Origin of the sequence: Pseudomonas sp. PA-7-1E (assembly GCF_021605325.1) — a bacterium.
Classification (GTDB): domain Bacteria; phylum Pseudomonadota; class Gammaproteobacteria; order Pseudomonadales; family Pseudomonadaceae; genus Aquipseudomonas; species Aquipseudomonas fluorescens_BV.
The window spans coordinates 127,818-145,683 of sequence record NZ_WKFA01000008.1 but is presented as its reverse complement, the minus strand read 5'-3'; the positions used below and the strand labels follow the sequence as shown (position 1 = coordinate 145,683).

The window sequence follows — 17,866 nt, the reverse complement described above, 5'->3', positions numbered from 1 at the left end:
AAAAGGTACAGGCGCCGCGTTTATTCAGGACGCGCGTTATCGTTGACCTTCTTCGCGAGCAAGCTCTCTCCTACAAGTAAGAAAGCAAAAAAAAGAGGCCCTCTAGAGGGCCTCTTTTTTATTGCCGGTCAGTTAGTCCGGTTTGCCATCTACCACACCTGCGGTGTTATCCAGCAGGCTCTTGGTCGCGGTCTGCAGGAACGACTCGAGCTTCTGCTTGAGCACAGCTTCGTCCGGCGACTCAGGAATCACCTTGCCAGTCGGCTCGGCGCCCAGTGTGTATTCCCACAACTTGGGTGGCATTTCCTTGGGCAATACCAGTACGCGGTCGCCGGTGAGCAAGGCCACGGTCTGGTCGCTGCCCGATGGCTTGATCACGCCGAAACCCTTGTCACCTTCCGGCAGGTTCAGCAGGTCGCGGCCCCAGCACTGGTGCAAGGTATCGCCGCCCAGGCGGCCCATGATGGTCGGCACGATGTCGATCTGGGTGCCCACGGTGTGGTCACGCTCACCGAACTTCTCGCGCATGCCCGGTGCAATCATCAGCATCGGCACGTTGAAGCGACCCAGGTCCATCTCGGTGATCTGCTGCTCATTGCCAAAGCCGTGGTCACCGACGATCACGAACAGGGTTTCCTTGAAGTACGGCTCCTTGCGGGCCTTTTCAAAGAACTGGCCCAAGGCCCAGTCGGAGTAGCGCATGGCCGTCAAATGCTCGTTGAGGCTGCCACGGTCGGTGACTTTCTCTACCGGCAACGGGGTCGGCAATGCGTACGGCGTGTGGTTGGACAGGGTTTGCAGCAGTGCGTAGAACGGCTTGCCGCCTTCGCGCGCCTTCAGTTCTTCCAAGCCACGGTTGAACATGTCCTGGTCGGACACGCCCCATGTCGGGTCGGAGAACACCGGGTCGACGAAGTCATTGCGGCCGATGAAGTTGGTCATGCCCTGGTTGCTGAAGAAGCCCGACTGATTGTCCCAGGCGAAATCGCCGTTGTAGACATACACATCGTCGAAATCACGCGCACTGAGCAACTGCGGCAGGCCCGACAGCTTGTGGCTGCCTTCCGGAGTCTGCATCAGGTATTCGAAACCCGGCAGGTTCGGGAAGCAGGCCATGGTGGCGAACATACCCTGGTGGGTGTGGGTGCCGTTGGAGAAGAAGCGGTCGAACAGCAAGCCCTCGTGGGTCAACTTGTCGAAGTACGGGGTGATATTGCCCGGACGTCCCAATGCGCCCACCGAATGACCAGCGAAGCTTTCCATCAGGATCACCACGACGTTCTTGATCGGCAGGGTTTTCTCGGCCGGTGGCGTGAAGTCACGGCGCACGGCAGCGGTGTCGGTGTCTACCAGCTTCTCTTGCGGCAGCACCAGCATGTCACGCACGGTCTGGGTGGCCAGCGGTTGTTCCAGGGTCGCCTTCCAGATGTTGGCGCGGTCTTCACCAAAGCGCGCCTTGGCCGCCGCGATCAGCGACAAGGTGCCATTGAGGCCCAACTGGTTGGCGAAGTTCGAATCGGTGGTGTAGACGTCACCCCAACGCAGCGGTGGCCCCTGGCGCAGGGTGCCACGGATGGCGACCACAGCGACCAGCAGGCAAACCATGAACACTGCGATGCGGCTGTACCATGGCGCCACCTGGCGCGTGCTGATAGTGCCGCCGCTGAAGGGGCCCCGTGGGCGCGTTGCGCGGTCAGCGCCCTTGAAGGCCATGCTCAGGATCAGCGTGCCCACGGCCCAGGCCAGCAGGTAGCGCACCACCGGGAAACCGTACCAGAGCATGCTCATCACGGTTTTCGGGTCTTCCTTCACATACTGGAAGACCAGGCCGTTGAGGCGCTGGTGGAATTCGCGGTAGAAGTCCATCTCCATCAGGCCAAGGAACAAGGCGATGCTGGACGCGAGGGTCAGCCACAAACGGAAGAACCCGCGCGCTGCCATGGCCCGCACGCTGAACAGCGCCAACAGCAGCGGGATCAGCAGGTACATCACCAGGCGAATGTCCAGGCGCAGCCCGTTGGCGAAGGCTTCGAGGAACGTCGAGGCCGGCGTATCGAGGATCATCTCGCGGTTGTAGACCAGCAACGCCAGGCGCAGCAGGGAAAACATCACCATCATGACCAGTGCGCAGAGCAGCGTATACGCCAGATGGGATTTGACGGTCGGTTGCAGCAGGCGATTTGAAGCTCGCTGCTGATTCAGGGCGTCCGGGTTTGCCATGTCGTTTTAGGACCCATTGGAAGTTTAAGTTGCGAAATAATGCAGTGGCGTCCGTCCCTCGCCCAGGCTGGCTGGGGTAGGCGGTTAACGCGGTGGCACAAATGGTGCCCGATCAAGGCCGGCAAGGCTATTAATTACTGAACGCATGCCACGGCCCTGCCTTTAAGGGCACTGGAGATAGAGCCCTGGCAGCCGGATAAAGCCGGAGAATTGTCTTGGATGGGATGTGAAAATTTCGTGCGGCGAATACTTTCGACACACAAATTTAATTAACGCCGTAGACCCCACTGTGGGAGCTGGCTTGCCTGCGATAGCGGTGTGTCAACCAATACAATGCAAGCTGACCCACCGCTATCGCAGGCAAGCCAGCTCCCACATTGACTGTGCCCGCTCCAAATCGAGTGGGTCGTCAGATCCGCACGTTACCGCGCGGCCCGGCGATAGCCCAGATGATCAGGCCCAGCACTGGCAACAGCAGGATCAACAGGATCCACAGCACTTTGGCGCCGGTGCTGGCGCCGCTTTTGAACACGTTGATGATCGCCCAGATATCCAGCGCGAGGATGATCAGGCCAATCAGACTATTAAACGTGGAACCCATGGTGTCGCTCCTAAGTGAGGGCATGCACTTGTAGGATAGTCAGCCTTGGCGCGGGTTCCGTTTTATTTCAGACGTGTACGGCAATCTTCAAGGCTTCAAGCGAGGGCGCGGCCTTGATGCCGACTTCGGCACACAGTTCCAGCACTCGCGCCAGGTCGTTGCCGAACACCAGCACTGCCTGGATCTCGTCATCCAACAACTGGCTGAAGTTCATCAGCACATAACCGCCATCTTCCGGGCTCAGGGCGCTCATTTGGATCTGGATGCGGTTGAGCGCGGTCAGGTCTTCGGTCTTGGCCAGTTGCTTGGGCTTGAGGTTGAACGCCACGCCCGGACCGAACGACGCAACGATCTGGGCAAACAGGTCGCCATAGGTATCGGCCTGGAACAACACCGTGTCCGGCAGGCTACCGACCACCACCCACTCCCCCAGCGGGATCGGGAAACTGTCGTCGTAGTTGATATCCGGATTGGCCGCCAGGAACGCCGCCGGGTCCGCGTAGGCCTGGGCCGCTTCGTCGGCAATACGCGCTACCTCATCCTCCCCCATGACGCCGGCGCTGATTTTGCTGATGAGTTCGACGAGGGCGGTTTTCATGGGGCGATCCTGTAACGGGCAAGTTTTGAAGGGCGCGTAGCCTACACCAGTTTCTGCAACTGCGCCGCCGTATCCACCGCGCCCATGGTCTGCGCCGCGGCCAGTGCCGTCGCGCCTTGTGCATCGGTGGCCTTGGGGTTTGCGCCTTTACCAAGCAGGTAATCAACCATGTCAACGCGGTTGAACATCGCCGCCATCATCAAGGCCGTACGCCCGTCCGAGGAGGCCGCGTCAATCGGCGTGCCGCCCTCGATCAACGCCTGGACCACCGGCAGGTTGCCTTTGAACGCCGCGCCGGCAATCGGCAACTGGTTCTTGTCGTTGGCGATCAGGGGGTCGGCCTTGAACTCCAGCAGCACTTTGACCGCCTCGGCATGGCCGTGGTACGCCGCGAGCATCAACAGGGTGTCGCCATTGTGATTACGAAAGTTGGCCGGCAGGCCTTTCGCCAACAGTGCAGCAAGCATGGCGGCGTCGCCGCGCCGAGCGACGTCGAAGACTTGCTCGGCAAACTCGGCGGCTTCGTCTTCGGTCATTTGTTTAGGCTGATCTGACATGGGGGCTCCTTGCTGAGGCGACTGACATAACTGTTTAAGGCGCCCAGTGTCGCGATGGAGTTCCCCGGTGTCATGGCTTTTTTGTCAAAAGCCGCCATAGCCAGAATCAATAACGGAATTGCCCGCCCTGGATCTGCGCCAGCAATTGCCCGGTCACCGGCACATAGGTGTCCGAACCCGGCAACCAGGCGTAGACCGGATCATTGCCAGCCTTGTCCGGGTCGAACCCTTGCTCCTTGAGCTTCACTTTCTGGTACTTGAACGTGCCGGTGGTTTCCATCTTCACCTTGATCCGCAAAAACAACGGCACCGCATAAGGGGGCAACTGGCCGTGGGCGAATTGCAGCAGTTCGCGCATGTCCAGGCTGGCCAGCGATTCGCTGGGGGTGATGGCGACCATGCCTGCGCGGCCGTTGGTGTTGTTGATCTCGACGCCATAGGCCACCACTTCAGCGATCTGCGGGTGTTTCAGCAGGACGTTTTCCACCTCGGTGGTCGAGACGTTTTCGCCCTTCCAGCGATAGGTATCCCCCAGGCGATCGACAAATTGCGCATGGCCGAAACCGATGCTGCGAACCAGGTCGCCGGTGTTGAAATAGCGGTCGCCTTTTTCGAATACGTCGGTCAGTACCACCTTGCGGTTCTTTTCCGGGTCGGTGTAACCGTCGAAGGGCGACTTATCATCAATGCGCGCCAATAACAGGCCCTGCCCGCCAGTGGGCACCTTGACCATGAACCCATTGTTGCCGCGCAGCGGTTCGCCGGTGTCATGGGCGTAATCCACCAGCGCCCAATGCTGCAGGCAAAAGCCGATGGTGTTGTCAAAATTCAGCACGTTGGTAAAGCCGATATTGCCGTCGCTGGCGGCATAGAGTTCGCAGATATGCTCCACGCCATAACGCTGCTTGAACTGCGCCCACACACCGGGGCGCAGGCCGTTGCCGACCATCTTGGTCACCTGGTTATCGCGGTCCTGCGCACTCGCGGGCTGGTCGAGCAGATAGCGGCACAGCTCACCGACATAGCCCAGGGTGGTCGCCTTGAACTGGCGTGCATCGTCCCAGAACTGGCTGGCGCTGAATTTGCGCCGAATGGCAAAGCCGGACGCGCCGATAATCGCCGCCCCCCAGCACACGCACAGGCCGGTGGCGTGGTATAGCGGCAAGGTGCAATAGAGGACGTCCTGCGGCCCCATGTCCAGGGCGATACTGCCGAAGCTCACGGCGGTTTTGGTCCAGCGCCCGTGCTTCATGATGCCGGCCTTGGGCAAGCCGGTGGTGCCGGAGGTGTAGATATAGAAGCAGGGATCGTGGAAGAACACCTGCGCCGAACTTGCCGGGTTGTCCACCGGGCTTTCGGCACTGGCGGCCATCAGGTCGATGTAGCCGTCGGGCACCCTACTGCCCGGCTGATCGGCCACGAACCAAGTGCGCTCGGCCGGGATCTGGACTTGATCGCGCACTGCTGCGTAAGGGCTCAGCAATTCGGCACCGACCACAATGGCAACCGGCTTGACCAGGGTCAGGCTGTGTACCAGCGCCCCTTGAGTTTGCGCCGTGTTGAGCATGGCGCAGATGCCGCCCAGCTTGGCCACGGCCAGCACGTTGAGCAGCAACTCGGGGCGATTCTCGATAAACAGCGCTACCACATCGCCCTTGCGGATGCCCTGGGCCTGCAAGTGATGGGCAATGCGATTGGCGCACTGATTGGCGTCGCGGTAGCTGATCACGCTGTCCCCATACAGCAGGGCAGCACCGTCCGGGTTACGCAAGGTGGCTTGTTCGAAATGCCAGCCCAGGCCGCAGGGTTGGTTGGGGTCGGTGACGTTGGCCGCACGCATGCCGCGCACCACCCGTGGGAGCGCCCGAACAATGGCAGGCACCTTACGCAGCATCATGCGCCAGGTGATCATGTCGACTTGCTGATGAGTCATGGAGGGACGTCCCTTTTCTTATTCTTGGTCTGGTCCAGGTACATCGACTGGTGTAACGGAAAATACGTCAGCGGTTCTTTGGCTGTACACGCGGGATTTGAAAAGTTTTGTATCCCGTGGCGGCCGCCCGATGCCTATCCCCCTGACACTCCACCATTTAAATGTGGGAGCCGCCTTGCCTGCGATGACGGCCTGCCAGCCGACCGGGATTTTTCCTGGCAAAAGGCGGTCAGTATCATTACAGCCCTTCCCCTCCTGCCCGGAAAATCACCGGGCAGATAGCGCAAAATGCAGGATGCACGATGGCCCTTCATGCAAATTGCACGAAAATGAAAATCCTATAAATTTATAAATGACTGATTTGTAAGGATTTTCTAGAAAATCCAATACTGGCACAATCACTGCACCTATCACTCCATGCTTGCCAACTTGAGCCAATGGAGCTGATAGACATGAGCCTGATCCAAGATAAATTCGCTTCGGTATTCTCCAACTACGACGTCACCACCCAGCCACGTCCGGACGGCGGTATCCTGTTGACCCTGCGCAACAGCGAAGGTAAACAGGTCAAGCGCTCGATCTCTTATCAGCAGTTGCACACCGCCGATCAACTGACCTGGGTCATCAGCGCCATTCGCCGTGACTTGGCTGAACAAGCCAGCGAACTGCCGCAGATTTCGATGTTGCAAAGCCAGAACCGCTTTGCGCTGCCGACTTATCATTCGGCCTAAGCTGAAAATCCGAAAAAAAAGGGCCGCGACGCTACTCAGCGTCGCGGCCCTTTTTCATGCCGTTAACATAAGCCCTGGCGTGCGGCCTCATTCTTTGCCTGTACACGGTTGGTGACATCCAACTTGCCGTAGATGTTGCGCAGATGAAATTTAACCGTGGCTTCAGAGGTGGCGCGAATCTGGCTGATTTCCCAGACGGTCTTGCCCTCGGAGGCCCATCGCAGGATTTCCAGCTCGGTGGAAGTCAGGGGCTTGCCGGACAAGCTCATGCGTTTTCTGATAGCCGTCGGCACGATAACCAACGGGCGATACGTCTCCTCGGGGCCACTCATTGTTCTCTCCTTATATCTGCTGATGCGCTGCCATCTTTCGGATTCCTCCCATTGACAGATGGCATAAACATTGACGCCGAACAGAGAGTTACATAAAGAGTGGAATCAAAGCGCACAGCACCGAACAAACAGCGTTGCCCTACAAATAATTAAGTTTCTTCCCACAGCAACTTCCAACTTGCCAGGGTTGAACATTCAGTTATCTATGCTTAGTCATCCAGCCTTGGAAAGCGGGCGGCAATCGCATCACCGGTCAAAGAGGGCACAACGCCTTGGGCCGTGTTGAACAAACGCAGTGTCACACAGTGCGGGTTTTCGCCGATGTCGAACCAGTGCGGTACACCGGCCGGGATGATCAGCAAGTCATTCTTCTCACAGCGCAAGCTGTACACATAGTCGCCTATGTGCAGCGTAAACAACCCCTGGCCTGCGATGAAGAAACGCACTTCATCTTCACTGTAGGTACGTTCATCCAGGAACTGTGCGCGCAACTCGTCTTTCTGTGGATGGTCGTGGGTCACGCTGACCACTTCAACAGCGGCGTAGCCCAGAGCATCGATCTGCGCCTGGTACGCGGCGATCATCTGCGCCGCACTGGCGCCCTTTTCGATTGGGCTGGGCTGCCAGCGTTCGAACCGCACACCGTGCTCGGCCAGGGTCGACTGGATGTCGTCGGCATGGGTCAACACTTTGTTCGGGGTGTCCGGGGTGGCGATGGAGTAGACGGCTACATAGCTCATTGCACGGTTCCTTGGTTCGGCTCTTGCAATCGAAGGCCAATGATAATGGCGGCGGCCAGCGCCGCGAGGCTGGCGATACTGAACGTGAAGGTTGGCCCCAGCAGATTCCAGCTGTAACCGGAATACAGGGCGCCGAGCGCGCCGCCGGTGCCGGCCAGCGCGGCATATAGGGCCTGGCCCTGGCCTTGCTGGCGGTCACCGAAGCTGCGTTGCACAAAGGCAATCGCCGCCGCGTGGAAGCTGCCGAACGTGGCGGCGTGCATCAACTGCGCCACCAGCAGCAGCCAGAAAACCTCGGCAAATGAACCCAGCAGCCACCAGCGCAGCGCCGCCAGCAAGAAGCTGGCGAGCAGCACCCGGCGCACCGAAAAGCGCGCAAGAATACGGCTCATGGCCAGGAACATCAGCACTTCCGCCACCACCCCAAGCGCCCACAGCAGGCCGATCACGCCACGGCTGTAGCCCAAATGCTCCAGGTGCAGGGTGAGGAAGGTGTAATACGGGCCATGGCTCATTTGCATCAGCGCCACGCAGGCATAAAACGCCAGCACGCCTGGGCTGCGCAATTGCTTGAGAAAGCCATCGCCGGCCAGGCGGTTGCCGTGGCTGGCCGGCTGCGCGTTCGGTACCCACAGGCTGGCGCCGATGATGCCGGCCATGATTACCACGACCACCACCGGGTAAATATCCAGGCTCAGCCAATCGAACAGGCGCCCCATAACCACCACGGTGAGGATAAAACCAATGGAGCCCCACAGACGGATCTGGCTGTAGCGCGAGGTTTGCTTGTGCAGGTGGGCCAGGGTGATGACTTCAAACTGCGGCAGCACCGCGTGCCAGAAGAACGCGTGCAGGGCCATCACCAGCGCCAGCCAGGCGTAGGTTTTGCTGACAAAAATCAGGCAGAAGCTGGCCAGGGTGCACACCGCGCCGAAGCGCACAATGGCCAGGCGCCGGCCGGTGTAGTCGCCGATCCAGCCCCACAGGTTGGGGGCCACGCAGCGCATCAGCATGGGAATGGCCACCAGCTCGCCGATGCGCGCGCTGGAGAAACCGAGGTGGTCGAAGTACAGCGCCAGGAACGGCGCGGTCGCCCCCAGCAGGGCGAAATAGAAGAGGTAGAAGCTGGAGAGGCGCCAGTATGGGAGCGGTGGGAGCATGTTATTGGGGCTGCTGCGCAGCCCAGCGCGAGCAAGCTCGCCGGCCACAACAAGCTCGCTCATTGCCCCAGGCGATCACAGTTGGCCCAGTATCGGGGTACTCACGCGCACATCGGCATTTTGCCCGCGGTTGCGCAGCAGATGGTCCATCAACACGATGGCCATCATGGCTTCGGCAATCGGTGTGGCACGGATGCCGACGCACGGGTCGTGGCGGCCCTTGGTGATCACGTCCACCGGGTTGCCGTGCACATCGATCGAACGGCCAGGCGTGGTAATGCTCGACGTGGCCTTGAGCGCCAGGTGCGCGACGATCGGCTGGCCGGAAGAAATACCGCCGAGGATGCCGCCCGCGTTGTTGCTGAGGAAACCTTCAGGGGTCATCTCATCACGATGCTCGGTACCGCGCTGGGATACGCAGGCGAAGCCGGCGCCGATTTCCACGCCTTTCACCGCGTTGATGCTCATCAACGCATGGGCCAGTTCGGCGTCGAGGCGATCAAAGATCGGCTCGCCCAGGCCCGGTTTCACGCCTTCGGCCACCACGGTGATCTTCGCGCCGACCGAGTCCTGGTCGCGGCGCAACTGGTCCATGTAGGCTTCCAGCTCCGGCACCTTGTCCGGGTCGGGGCAGAAGAAGGCGTTGTCTTCGACGCTGTCCCAAGTCTTGAACGGGATTTCAATCGGGCCCAACTGGCTCATGTAGCCACGGATGACGATGCCCTGGGTGGCCAGGTATTTCTTGGCGATGGCGCCAGCGGCCACGCGCATGGCGGTTTCACGCGCCGAGCTGCGGCCACCGCCACGGTAGTCGCGTTCGCCGTATTTGTGGTGGTAGGTGTAGTCGGCATGGGCCGGGCGGAACAGGTCCTTGATCGCCGAGTAGTCCTTGGACTTCTGGTCGGTGTTACGAATCAACAGGCCAATGGCGCAGCCCGTGGTGCGACCTTCGAACACTCCGGAGAGGATTTCGACTTCGTCCGGTTCCTGGCGCTGGGTGGTGTGGCGGCTGGTGCCGGGCTTGCGGCGGTCGAGGTCGCGCTGCAGGTCGTCCAGGCTCAGCTCCAGGCCTGGCGGGCAGCCGTCGACAATGGCGACCAACGCCGGGCCATGGCTTTCGCCCGCGGTGGTGACAGTGAACAGCTTGCCGAAGGTATTGCCGGACATGCAGGGCGCTCCGTGAAATCAGTTGAATCAAGTCAACCGTAATAACTTAAGGCGGCCAGTATACGCAGGCTAACCGACTAGTTCATCCTCGAAACCTTACCGGTAGACGTTGGTCCAACCGGCACCTCTCCAATGATGGCGCTATGATGCTGCGAGTTCTGCTGTTCACCTTCACCCTGTTCACCGCCGTGGCCCAGGCCGCCTCCCCTGTTGTCTTGCAACGCCCGATCAGCCTGGACACCGGCAGCGGCCAACTCTTTGGCTCCCTGCTGTTGCCGCAATCGGATAAACCGGTGCCGGTGGTGCTGATCATCGCCGGCTCCGGCCCCACCGACCGTAACGGCAACAGCGCCGACGGCGCGCGCAATGACAGCCTCAAGCGCCTGGCCTGGGTACTGGCCCGGCATAACATCGCCAGCGTGCGCTACGACAAGCGCGGCGTGGCCGCAAGCCTGGCGGCCACGCCGGATGAACGCAACCTGACCCTGGAGGCGTATGTGGACGACGCCGTGGCCTGGGGCAAGTTGCTCAAGGCCGACAAGCGCATGGGCCCGCTGATTGCGCTGGGCCACAGCGAGGGCGCGCTGGTCGCCGCCCTCGCCGCGCCGCAACTTGAACCGGCCGGGGTCATTTCCTTGTCTGGCAGCGCCCGCCCGGTGGACCAGGTGATCCGTCAGCAACTGGCCGATCACTTGCCCCCTGCCCTGCTGCTGCGCAGCAATGAAATACTCGATCACCTCAAGGCCGGCCAGGTGGACGCCGACGTGCCGCGCCCATTGGAGGGTATTTTCCGACCCAGCGTGCAGCCGTATCTGATCAGCCTGTTCCGCGCCGATCCGTCGGCCGCCTTTGCGCGCCTGGACATGCCGGCGCTGATCATTCAGGGCACCAACGATATCCAGGTTGGCGTAGGCGACGCCCGGCAACTGAAGCAGGCCAAGCCCGACGCGCAGTTGACGGTGATCGAAGGCATGAACCACGTGATGCGCATCGTGCCCAATAACGTGAAGCAGCAACTGGCCTCCTACAATGACCCGAAACTGCCGCTGGCTGCGGAGCTGGGCCAACGTATCGTCAGCTTTATCGAAGGACTTCAACCCCGTTAAGCGGCAATTGGCCTCCAGTTCTGGGAAAAACGGCCGATAAGTCCAGAGTCGACAGTAAAAAGATTGTCGGCTCGCAGGGCTTGGACAGGATCGCGCCGCATGACAACCACCGAAACAACACCCGAATCTACCGCCGAAACTACGGCCGCAACCGAAGCTGGCGCCGCAGCGGCCCTGCCGTGGGCCGACGTTCACGCCGAACATTTCAAGATGCTGCGCCTGGCCCCGCTGGCCACCGACCGCGCGACCGGCGCACGGCCGTTGCGCTTTGTGCAGTTCGGCTATGCCGAGCGCCATGATAAACACCACAGCCTGTTGCGCATGGTCATCCAGTTACCGGGCCAGCGAGTACGGCGCGAGCAGAACCACCTGGATATCTGGGTCGATCACGATAAACACCGCGTGCATTTCGGGCCCGGCAACAGCCTGGAAATCGAGCCGGCCAACCGCGGTATCGGGCGCTTCCTGGTGGCCCAAGGCGCCGCCTGGGCGAAGAAGAAGTGGTCACACTACCGCGTCGACGGCGTGGACCTGGCCAACAAGGACGCCCTCAACGAAGCCACGCGCCTGCGCCGCGATCACTTCCTGCGTATCCAGGGTTTCGATGTGGCCTACGCCGATGTGCAGCACCTCAAGGGCAATGTGCAACCCGGCAAGGTCAGCGACGTGCTGGACAGTTGGAACACCGAGAAAGTGCAGTTCGTGGAGATCCTGGAAGCCGCGCAGATGCTGCAACAGGCAGAGCAGAACCTGGCGGAGCAGGAAGTGAAGCTGCGCAAGGAAGAGGAAAAAGTCACCAAGTTCAAGCGTGAAGACAGCGGGCTGCGCTTTACCATCACCTGTCTGGTGGCGTTTACGGTGTTTCAGGCGGGGTTGTTGATCTGGATTGCCACACACCGCTGATAGATTGAAATGCAATCAAAATGTGGGAGCTGGCTTGCCTGCGATAGCGATGTATCAGTAGCACAAGTGCAAGCTGACCCACCGCTATCGCAGGCAAGCCAGCTCCCACATTGACCGAGTTTCTGCAGTTATATCCGGGCAGCGAAAACGGCCTGGTGTTGGCGGCACTGCTCAGCCGTCAACATAAACACCCCATGCCCACCGCGCTTGAAGTCCAGCCAGGCGAAATCCACTTCCGGGTACAGCGCCTCGACATGCACCTGGCTGTTGCCCACTTCGACAATCAGCAGGCCCTTCTCGGTGAGGTGGTCCGCAGCTTCAGCCAGCATCCGGCGTACCAGGTTCAGGCCGTCGTCGCCGCAGGCCAGGCCCAGTTCCGGTTCGTGCTGGTATTCATCGGGCATGTCGGCGAAATCTTCGGCATCCACGTAGGGCGGGTTCGACACGATGAGGTCGAAACGCTGGCCGGGTAGCCCGTCAAAACCATCGCCCTGCACGGTGTAGACCCGCTCGTCGACGCCATGGCGCTCAATGTTCTGGTTCGCCACTTCCAGGGCTTCGAAGGACAAGTCTCCCAGCACCACTTCGGCCTCGGGGAATTCATAGGCACAGGCGATGCCGATGCAACCGGAGCCGGTGCACAGGTCGAGGATGCGTGCCGGCGGCTGGGCCAGCCAGGGTTCGAAGCGGTCTTCAATCAGCTCGCCTATGGGTGAACGCGGGATCAATACGCGCTCATCGACGATAAACGACATGCCGCAAAACCAGGCTTCGTTCAACAGGTAGGCCGTCGGCACTCGCTCATGGATACGGCGATGCAGCAAGCGCTGCACGTGGGAGATTTCCTCTTCTTCCAGGTTGCAATCCAAATAGCTGTCGGCGATTTCCCACGGCAGGTGCAAGGCGCCCAGCACCAACTGCCGGGCTTCGTCCCAGGCATTGTCGGTGCCATGGCCAAAAAACAAGTCTTCCCCATGGAAACGGCTGACAGCCCAACGAATATGGTCGCGCAAGGTGCGCAGGCGGGAAGTGATCACGGGGCAAGCTCCTGGAAAAAACGACTGGCGATTCTAACAGCCTTCACCTGTACCGACGATGTACGAAAAACCTGGCGCCGTACGTCGGATTTCATCGAATCTGCCCGCATTGTGTTAAACAGGCCTGCCTCTTGACATGGCTGCACGCCAGCAACGGCGTACCTTACGATAGTAGCGATTCACAGAAGCGCTCAGCCAGTGGACAATGTCGCAAAAGCCCCACTCACAGGAGCCCCAGAATGTCCGTTCCAAAGACGATGTTTCAACTCAGCGGTCGCGGTTACGCAGCAGCCAACCTCAATCATGCGACCCTGGTGATCATCGACGCCCAGAAAGAATACCTCAGCGGCCCGCTCGCCCTCTCGGGCATGGACGCGGCGGTAGAGAACATCAAGCAGCTTGTGACCGCAGCGCGCAGTGCCGGGCGCCCGATTGTGCATGTGCGGCACCTGGGTACCGTGGGCGGCCTGTTTGACCCCCAGGGCGAGCGCGGCGAATTCATTCCGGGCCTTGAGCCTGAGGGTGACGAAACCATCATCGGCAAACTGCTGCCCAGCGCCTTCCATGGCACCGGCCTGGAAAAACACCTGCAAGACCTCGGCTCCCTGGACCTGATCGTCTGCGGTTTCATGAGCCACTCCAGCGTCAGCACCACCGTGCGCGCGGCCAAGAACCTGGGCTTTCGCTGCACGCTGGTGGAAGACGCCTGTGCCACCCGCGACCTGCCCTACAAGGGCGGTATCCTGAGCGCCGAGCATGTGCAGCAAACCGAAATGGCCATCATGGCAGACAACTTCGCCACCCTGGCGCTGGCCAAAGACTTGATCTGATGCTGCTGGCGGTGAGCGGCGTGTTTATTGCTCCGCTCATCCGCAAAGCCCTCTCATTTGGCGCATTTACCTCTCCCCCCGGAACAACCTGTGTATCTTCCGGTCGAAGGGCCGATACCCTGGAGGAAAGGTCGGAATGAAGATATCCGATGGTTTTGATGCTCGTCGCTTGCGCCCCAAGGGCCCGAGCAATTGGCGTCTGCGCCTGGTAGCGTGCATTGCCGCGTTGCTGGCGATAGTAGGCTTGTTGTTGGCAGGCGCTGGTGGCGCCGGTCTGTTTGGGCATTCGCCCGCCCTGGGCGAACTGAATGCCAGCCCGGGCGGCTCGGCACTCCTACTGGGGATCGGCTTGCTGGTGCTGTGGTTGGGCGTGTGGTTGTGGCGTCGCAGCCGCCGGAAAATGCGCCAGCCGCTGTCGTTGAATATCGCCTCTCACCTGATGAAAAAGCACGACTGATGGCGCTTGGATAGCGTTTCCTGCGCCCTGGCCGCCGCGATTTAGGTAAACTGCCCGCCCTTCGCGGAGGCTGACATGCAAGACGACGATTTTTCCCTGTTCAAAAACGAGCTGCGCGGCGTCAAGCCGATCAAGCACGACCGCGCCGACACCGGCAAACCCAAGACTGACCGCGCGCAGATCGCCAAGCTGCGCCAGGCCGCGACCGTGCGCACCGATGCCACTACCGTGGACGGCCTGTCGGACCAGTTCGTGATCGACGTCGGCCCCGAAGATGAACTGATGTGGGCCCGCGACGGCGTGCAGGAAAGCCAGATGCGCAAGCTCAAGGCCGGCCAGATCCCGTTCGAAGGCAGCCTCGACCTGCACGGCATGACCGTGGAAAAAGCCCGGGAAACCCTCTGGGCCTTCCTGGCCGAAGCGACCAAATTCGAAATCCGCTGCGTGCGCGTCACCCATGGCAAGGCTGTGCGGTTGGACGGCAAGCGCCCGATGATCAAGAGTCACGTCAATACCTGGCTGCGCCAGCATGCCCAGGTGCTCGGCTTTACCTCCTGCCAGGCTCGTCACGGCGGTGCCGGCGCGGTGTATGTGATGCTCAAGCGCACCATGATGGAAGGGCGCGACGAGTAACAAGTGCCATCGTCAGGCTTGCAGCGATGTGTCCGCCACCGTAACCTTGCGCTTTGCGAAAATCCCACAGGTAGTTTCATGTCCCTGGAACAGAATTACACCGCGATCCTCGGCCAACTCGGCGAGGACGTGTCCCGCGAGGGCCTGCTCGACACGCCAAAGCGTGCCGCCAAGGCAATGCAGTACCTCTGCCGCGGTTATGAACAGACACTCGAGGAAGTCACCAACGGTGCCTTGTTCAGCTCTGACAATAGCGAAATGGTGCTGGTCAAGGACATCGAGCTGTACTCGTTGTGCGAGCACCACCTGCTGCCGTTTATCGGCAAGGCCCATGTGGCGTATATCCCGAGCGGCAAAGTGCTGGGCCTGTCGAAGGTCGCACGCATTGTCGACATGTATGCGCGCCGCCTGCAGATCCAGGAAAACCTCAGCCGCCAGATCGCCGACGCCGTATTGGAAGTGACAGGCGCCCTGGGCGTGGCCGTGGTGATCGAGGCCAAGCACATGTGCATGATGATGCGCGGTGTGGAGAAGCAGAATTCGTCGATGATCACCTCGGTGATGCTGGGTGAGTTCCGCGAGAACGCGGCCACCCGCAGCGAATTTCTCAGCCTGATCAAGTAACCGGTTGGGCAGGAAGGAACCGGCGTTCATCGCCGGTTTTTTTTCGCCTGCAGAAATCAGGTAAGCTGCGCCCCCTCAGTCATGGGCAAGAGGTTTCAGCCATGTTCGTCAAAGCACTTCGAGTGGGCCTCGGCCACGTCATCATCGCGGGCGACTTGCTTACCCGCCCACGCAAAAAGCAACGCCCTGCCGAACAACAGGCCAAGGTCAATGCTGCGGCCAAGGACCTGACCCTGTATCAGTTCCACGCCTGCCCGTTCTGCGTGAAGACCCGTCGCACCCTGCACCGCCTGAATGTGCCGGTGGCGCTCAAGGACGCGAAGAACAACGAGCAGGACCGCCAGACCCTGCTGGAGCAAGGCGGCAAGATCAAAGTGCCGTGCCTGCGCATCGAAGAGAACGGCCAGACCACCTGGATGTATGACTCCAAGGTGATCATTGACTACCTGGACAAGCACTTCGCTGCGATCTGAAGTACGCGGCGATCAATGTAGGAGCGAGCTTGCTCGCGAAAAACGTCAACGATAACGGGGGCTGCCTGAATAAACGCGGTGCCTGTGAGTTCTTCGCGAGCAAGCTCGCTCCTACAGAAATCAGGTGGGTATTGTCAGGTCGAGATCCAGCAATGCCGAACCCAGGCACTTGCCGTGGGCGTCCAGGGCCAGCGAGCGGGTTACGCCGCCGCGCAGGATTCCCGGCAGGACGAAGTTCAGCGCCTGCACGTTCGGCAACTCATGGCGCTGAACCGGTGCCGCATCGGGATCGCGTAAATCGGCAAAGAGCTCGGCCACGCGCTCAGCCGTCAGCTGTTCACACAGCAACGGATAATCCTCGGCGCGATAGGCAATGATCGAGATGTTCGACGTGTCTCCCTTATCCCCGGTGCGGGAATGGGCCAGCCTGTGCAGTTTCATTCTTCAATCCTCGGTTTGACCGCTTCACGGGGCAACAGCAACGACCCCACCGCCACCACCTGACGCACACTCTTGCTCGCCCCACCGCCGCCGGCCGGGCCGTTCGTGTAGAGGGTCTCTACTTCATTGCCGACCCGCACGGCGTCGCTGCGCTCGTCACAACGGGCGGCAACCCGCAGGCGCACTTCCCAAGGCTCGACGCTGCTGCGAGGGCCGTGCAATGAATCCATGCCGATCAACTCGGCACGCAGGTCCTGCATGTTGACCCCGATCAACGCGAGACGCTTGAGCACCACTTCCCGCGCCAACTCGGCCCGTGCGACAGCGCCGGGACCACCGTAGGACATCTGCCCTTCACCAATCCAACCGTCCAGATAACCGACGCTGACCTTCAGTTGATCAGGCCGGACACGCCCACTGGCTCCCTGGGCACGCACCCGGTCCACGCCCTCCTCGACAAACCCCACCAGGGAAAAGTCGGCCGTCACATCCGGGGTCAAATAAGCTGCCGGGTCGTGAACTTCATAAATCAGTTGTTCGACGCAGGTCGCGCGGCTGACCCGCCCACCCGAGCCTGCCACCTTGGTGATCACTGCGTTGCCGTCGGCGTCGATCTCGGCCAGGGGAAAACCCAGGCGCGCCAGATCCTCCACATCCTTGAAGCCTGGATCGGCGAAATAACCGCCACTGACCTGCCCCGCGCACTCAAGCAAATGCCCCACCAGCGTGCCCCGGCCCAGTCGCGGCCAATCATCGAAGGCCCAGCCGAACTCGAACATCTGCGGCGCCAGGAACAGCGAAGGGTCGGCCACGCGCCCGGTGATCACCACATCGGCGTCGGCGCGCAACGCTTGAACAATGCCCTCCACGCCCAGGTAGGCATTGGCAGAAATCAGCCGCTCACCCAATGCGCCTACGGTCTGGCCGTTATCCAGCAACTGCTCGGCAGACAAGGTATGCAGCACGTCATCCCCGACCACCGCCACAACCTTGAGGCCCAGGCCCAGCTCGCCAGCAATGCGCCGTACTTCACTGGCCGCCGCCAGCGGGTTGGCCGCGCCCATGTTGGTGATCACGCGCAGGCGTCGACGCCCCGTCCCCTGCCCCACAAAGGGCAAGACACGGCGCATGCGCTCAGCCAGCAGCGGGTCATAACCGCCTTGCGGTTCGCTGATACGCGCCTGTTGCGCCAGGGCGATGGTGCGTTCGGCCAGGCATTCGAAGACCAGGTAATCCAGGTCGCCGTGTTCGGCCAGTTCCACGGCGGGTTCTATACGGTCGCCGGAGTAGCCGGCGCCGGAGCCGATGCGCAAGGTGTTCATG

Annotated in this window: 20 protein-coding genes; 8 read left to right on the top strand and 12 right to left on the bottom strand. The window is 60.8% G+C overall.

Annotated features, from left to right (window positions below; all coding sequences use genetic code 11):
• Positions 1-132: 132 nt before the first annotated feature.
• The 5 genes from GIW79_RS08020 to GIW79_RS08000 form a co-directional block, all read right to left on the bottom strand.
• Positions 133-2,220: an LTA synthase family protein gene (locus GIW79_RS08020; RefSeq protein WP_236455860.1), complete on the bottom strand. Its 2,088-nt coding sequence runs from the start codon at positions 2,218-2,220 to the stop codon at positions 133-135.
• A 409-nt stretch (positions 2,221-2,629) separates the two neighbouring features.
• The gene (locus tag GIW79_RS08015; protein ID WP_003192770.1) at positions 2,630-2,821 is read right to left on the bottom strand and encodes a PLDc N-terminal domain-containing protein; all 192 of its coding nucleotides are present in this window, start codon (positions 2,819-2,821) and stop codon (positions 2,630-2,632) included.
• A gap of 67 nt (positions 2,822-2,888) precedes the next feature.
• Positions 2,889-3,419, bottom strand: a complete 531-nt coding sequence (locus GIW79_RS08010; protein WP_034126148.1) for a hypothetical protein — start codon at positions 3,417-3,419, stop codon at positions 2,889-2,891.
• Between the two features lie 41 nt (positions 3,420-3,460).
• Positions 3,461-3,976, bottom strand: coding sequence for an ankyrin repeat domain-containing protein (locus GIW79_RS08005; protein WP_014719271.1), 516 nt, complete (start codon positions 3,974-3,976; stop codon positions 3,461-3,463).
• A 106-nt stretch (positions 3,977-4,082) separates the two neighbouring features.
• Positions 4,083-5,909 (bottom strand): long-chain-acyl-CoA synthetase, encoded by a 1,827-nt coding sequence (locus GIW79_RS08000; RefSeq protein ID WP_236455862.1) that lies wholly within the window; start codon positions 5,907-5,909, stop codon positions 4,083-4,085.
• A 452-nt stretch (positions 5,910-6,361) separates the two neighbouring features.
• Between GIW79_RS08000 and GIW79_RS07995 the strand changes: the two genes are divergently transcribed.
• Positions 6,362-6,640, top strand: coding sequence for a DUF3509 domain-containing protein (locus tag GIW79_RS07995; RefSeq protein WP_003172952.1), 279 nt, complete (start codon positions 6,362-6,364; stop codon positions 6,638-6,640).
• Between the two features lie 62 nt (positions 6,641-6,702).
• Here GIW79_RS07995 and GIW79_RS07990 read toward each other — a convergent pair whose 3' ends face one another.
• From GIW79_RS07990 to aroC, 4 genes are all read right to left on the bottom strand, one after another.
• Positions 6,703-6,972, bottom strand: a complete 270-nt coding sequence (locus GIW79_RS07990) for a response regulator transcription factor (protein ID WP_054896323.1) — start codon at positions 6,970-6,972, stop codon at positions 6,703-6,705.
• Between the two features lie 209 nt (positions 6,973-7,181).
• Complete coding sequence (locus GIW79_RS07985) at positions 7,182-7,712, bottom strand: 1,2-dihydroxy-3-keto-5-methylthiopentene dioxygenase (protein WP_057977005.1); 531 nt, start codon at positions 7,710-7,712, stop codon at positions 7,182-7,184.
• Complete coding sequence (locus GIW79_RS07980; RefSeq protein WP_034126374.1) at positions 7,709-8,872, bottom strand: MFS transporter; 1,164 nt, start codon at positions 8,870-8,872, stop codon at positions 7,709-7,711. Before GIW79_RS07980 ends, GIW79_RS07985 begins: the two co-directional genes overlap by 4 nt.
• Positions 8,873-8,947: 75 nt before the next feature.
• Positions 8,948-10,039 (bottom strand): chorismate synthase, encoded by a 1,092-nt coding sequence (aroC, locus tag GIW79_RS07975; RefSeq protein WP_003192786.1) that lies wholly within the window; start codon positions 10,037-10,039, stop codon positions 8,948-8,950.
• A 143-nt stretch (positions 10,040-10,182) separates the two neighbouring features.
• On the opposite strand from aroC, the gene GIW79_RS07970 reads away from it, so the two are divergent.
• Entirely contained in the window at positions 10,183-11,145 is a 963-nt protein-coding gene (locus tag GIW79_RS07970) for an alpha/beta hydrolase (protein ID WP_236455211.1), read from the top strand.
• Between the two features lie 99 nt (positions 11,146-11,244).
• Positions 11,245-12,048, top strand: coding sequence for a hypothetical protein (locus GIW79_RS07965; protein ID WP_034126144.1), 804 nt, complete (start codon positions 11,245-11,247; stop codon positions 12,046-12,048).
• Between the two features lie 128 nt (positions 12,049-12,176).
• Here GIW79_RS07965 and prmB read toward each other — a convergent pair whose 3' ends face one another.
• Positions 12,177-13,085 (bottom strand): 50S ribosomal protein L3 N(5)-glutamine methyltransferase, encoded by a 909-nt coding sequence (gene prmB, locus GIW79_RS07960; protein ID WP_057709807.1) that lies wholly within the window; start codon positions 13,083-13,085, stop codon positions 12,177-12,179.
• Between the two features lie 239 nt (positions 13,086-13,324).
• Here prmB and GIW79_RS07955 point away from each other — a divergent pair, with 239 nt between their 5' ends.
• The 5 genes from GIW79_RS07955 (at position 13,325) to GIW79_RS07935 (ending at position 16,102) form a co-directional block, all read left to right on the top strand.
• Positions 13,325-13,915 (top strand): cysteine hydrolase family protein, encoded by a 591-nt coding sequence (locus tag GIW79_RS07955; RefSeq protein WP_014719280.1) that lies wholly within the window; start codon positions 13,325-13,327, stop codon positions 13,913-13,915.
• A gap of 136 nt (positions 13,916-14,051) precedes the next feature.
• On the top strand, positions 14,052-14,372 hold the full coding sequence (locus GIW79_RS07950; protein ID WP_020302242.1) for a hypothetical protein: 321 nt from the start codon (positions 14,052-14,054) through the stop codon (positions 14,370-14,372).
• A 75-nt stretch (positions 14,373-14,447) separates the two neighbouring features.
• The gene (locus tag GIW79_RS07945; RefSeq protein ID WP_003192796.1) at positions 14,448-15,005 is read left to right on the top strand and encodes a Smr/MutS family protein; all 558 of its coding nucleotides are present in this window, start codon (positions 14,448-14,450) and stop codon (positions 15,003-15,005) included.
• 78 nt (positions 15,006-15,083) lie between these two features.
• Positions 15,084-15,629 (top strand): GTP cyclohydrolase I FolE, encoded by a 546-nt coding sequence (folE, locus tag GIW79_RS07940; protein ID WP_014719282.1) that lies wholly within the window; start codon positions 15,084-15,086, stop codon positions 15,627-15,629.
• Positions 15,630-15,730: 101 nt separating this feature from the next.
• On the top strand, positions 15,731-16,102 hold the full coding sequence (locus tag GIW79_RS07935) for a glutathione S-transferase N-terminal domain-containing protein (RefSeq protein WP_236455209.1): 372 nt from the start codon (positions 15,731-15,733) through the stop codon (positions 16,100-16,102).
• 120 nt (positions 16,103-16,222) lie between these two features.
• Here the strand turns inward: GIW79_RS07935 and GIW79_RS07930 are convergent, their stop codons facing one another.
• Both GIW79_RS07930 and GIW79_RS07925 read right to left on the bottom strand, forming a co-directional pair.
• On the bottom strand, positions 16,223-16,543 hold the full coding sequence (locus tag GIW79_RS07930) for an AtuA-related protein (protein ID WP_236455208.1): 321 nt from the start codon (positions 16,541-16,543) through the stop codon (positions 16,223-16,225).
• Entirely contained in the window at positions 16,540-17,865 is a 1,326-nt protein-coding gene (locus GIW79_RS07925) for an acyclic terpene utilization AtuA family protein (RefSeq protein WP_236455207.1), read from the bottom strand. The genes GIW79_RS07930 and GIW79_RS07925 overlap by 4 nt, the downstream gene beginning before the upstream one ends.
• Position 17,866: the final 1 nt, after the last annotated feature.

What these genes read in the sequence shown, in the direction of transcription:
- GIW79_RS07945 (WP_003192796.1), top strand. Translation starts at nt 14,448, where the DNA reads ATGCAAGACGACGATTTTTCCCTGTTCAAAAACGAGCTGCGCGGCGTC.
- GIW79_RS07990 (WP_054896323.1), bottom strand. Translation starts at nt 6,972, where the DNA reads ATGAGTGGCCCCGAGGAGACGTATCGCCCGTTGGTTATCGTGCCGACG.
- GIW79_RS07935 (WP_236455209.1), top strand. Translation starts at nt 15,731, where the DNA reads ATGTTCGTCAAAGCACTTCGAGTGGGCCTCGGCCACGTCATCATCGCG.
- GIW79_RS07950 (WP_020302242.1), top strand. Translation starts at nt 14,052, where the DNA reads ATGAAGATATCCGATGGTTTTGATGCTCGTCGCTTGCGCCCCAAGGGC.
- GIW79_RS08020 (WP_236455860.1), bottom strand. Translation starts at nt 2,220, where the DNA reads ATGGCAAACCCGGACGCCCTGAATCAGCAGCGAGCTTCAAATCGCCTG.
- GIW79_RS08005 (WP_014719271.1), bottom strand. Translation starts at nt 3,976, where the DNA reads ATGTCAGATCAGCCTAAACAAATGACCGAAGACGAAGCCGCCGAGTTT.
- GIW79_RS07930 (WP_236455208.1), bottom strand. Translation starts at nt 16,543, where the DNA reads ATGAAACTGCACAGGCTGGCCCATTCCCGCACCGGGGATAAGGGAGAC.
- GIW79_RS07925 (WP_236455207.1), bottom strand. Translation starts at nt 17,865, where the DNA reads ATGAACACCTTGCGCATCGGCTCCGGCGCCGGCTACTCCGGCGACCGT.
- GIW79_RS07980 (WP_034126374.1), bottom strand. Translation starts at nt 8,872, where the DNA reads ATGCTCCCACCGCTCCCATACTGGCGCCTCTCCAGCTTCTACCTCTTC.
- GIW79_RS07995 (WP_003172952.1), top strand. Translation starts at nt 6,362, where the DNA reads ATGAGCCTGATCCAAGATAAATTCGCTTCGGTATTCTCCAACTACGAC.
- GIW79_RS07955 (WP_014719280.1), top strand. Translation starts at nt 13,325, where the DNA reads ATGTCCGTTCCAAAGACGATGTTTCAACTCAGCGGTCGCGGTTACGCA.
- GIW79_RS07985 (WP_057977005.1), bottom strand. Translation starts at nt 7,712, where the DNA reads ATGAGCTATGTAGCCGTCTACTCCATCGCCACCCCGGACACCCCGAAC.
- aroC (WP_003192786.1), bottom strand. Translation starts at nt 10,039, where the DNA reads ATGTCCGGCAATACCTTCGGCAAGCTGTTCACTGTCACCACCGCGGGC.
- folE (WP_014719282.1), top strand. Translation starts at nt 15,084, where the DNA reads ATGTCCCTGGAACAGAATTACACCGCGATCCTCGGCCAACTCGGCGAG.
- GIW79_RS08015 (WP_003192770.1), bottom strand. Translation starts at nt 2,821, where the DNA reads ATGGGTTCCACGTTTAATAGTCTGATTGGCCTGATCATCCTCGCGCTG.
- GIW79_RS08000 (WP_236455862.1), bottom strand. Translation starts at nt 5,909, where the DNA reads ATGACTCATCAGCAAGTCGACATGATCACCTGGCGCATGATGCTGCGT.
- GIW79_RS07970 (WP_236455211.1), top strand. Translation starts at nt 10,183, where the DNA reads ATGATGCTGCGAGTTCTGCTGTTCACCTTCACCCTGTTCACCGCCGTG.
- GIW79_RS08010 (WP_034126148.1), bottom strand. Translation starts at nt 3,419, where the DNA reads ATGAAAACCGCCCTCGTCGAACTCATCAGCAAAATCAGCGCCGGCGTC.
- GIW79_RS07965 (WP_034126144.1), top strand. Translation starts at nt 11,245, where the DNA reads ATGACAACCACCGAAACAACACCCGAATCTACCGCCGAAACTACGGCC.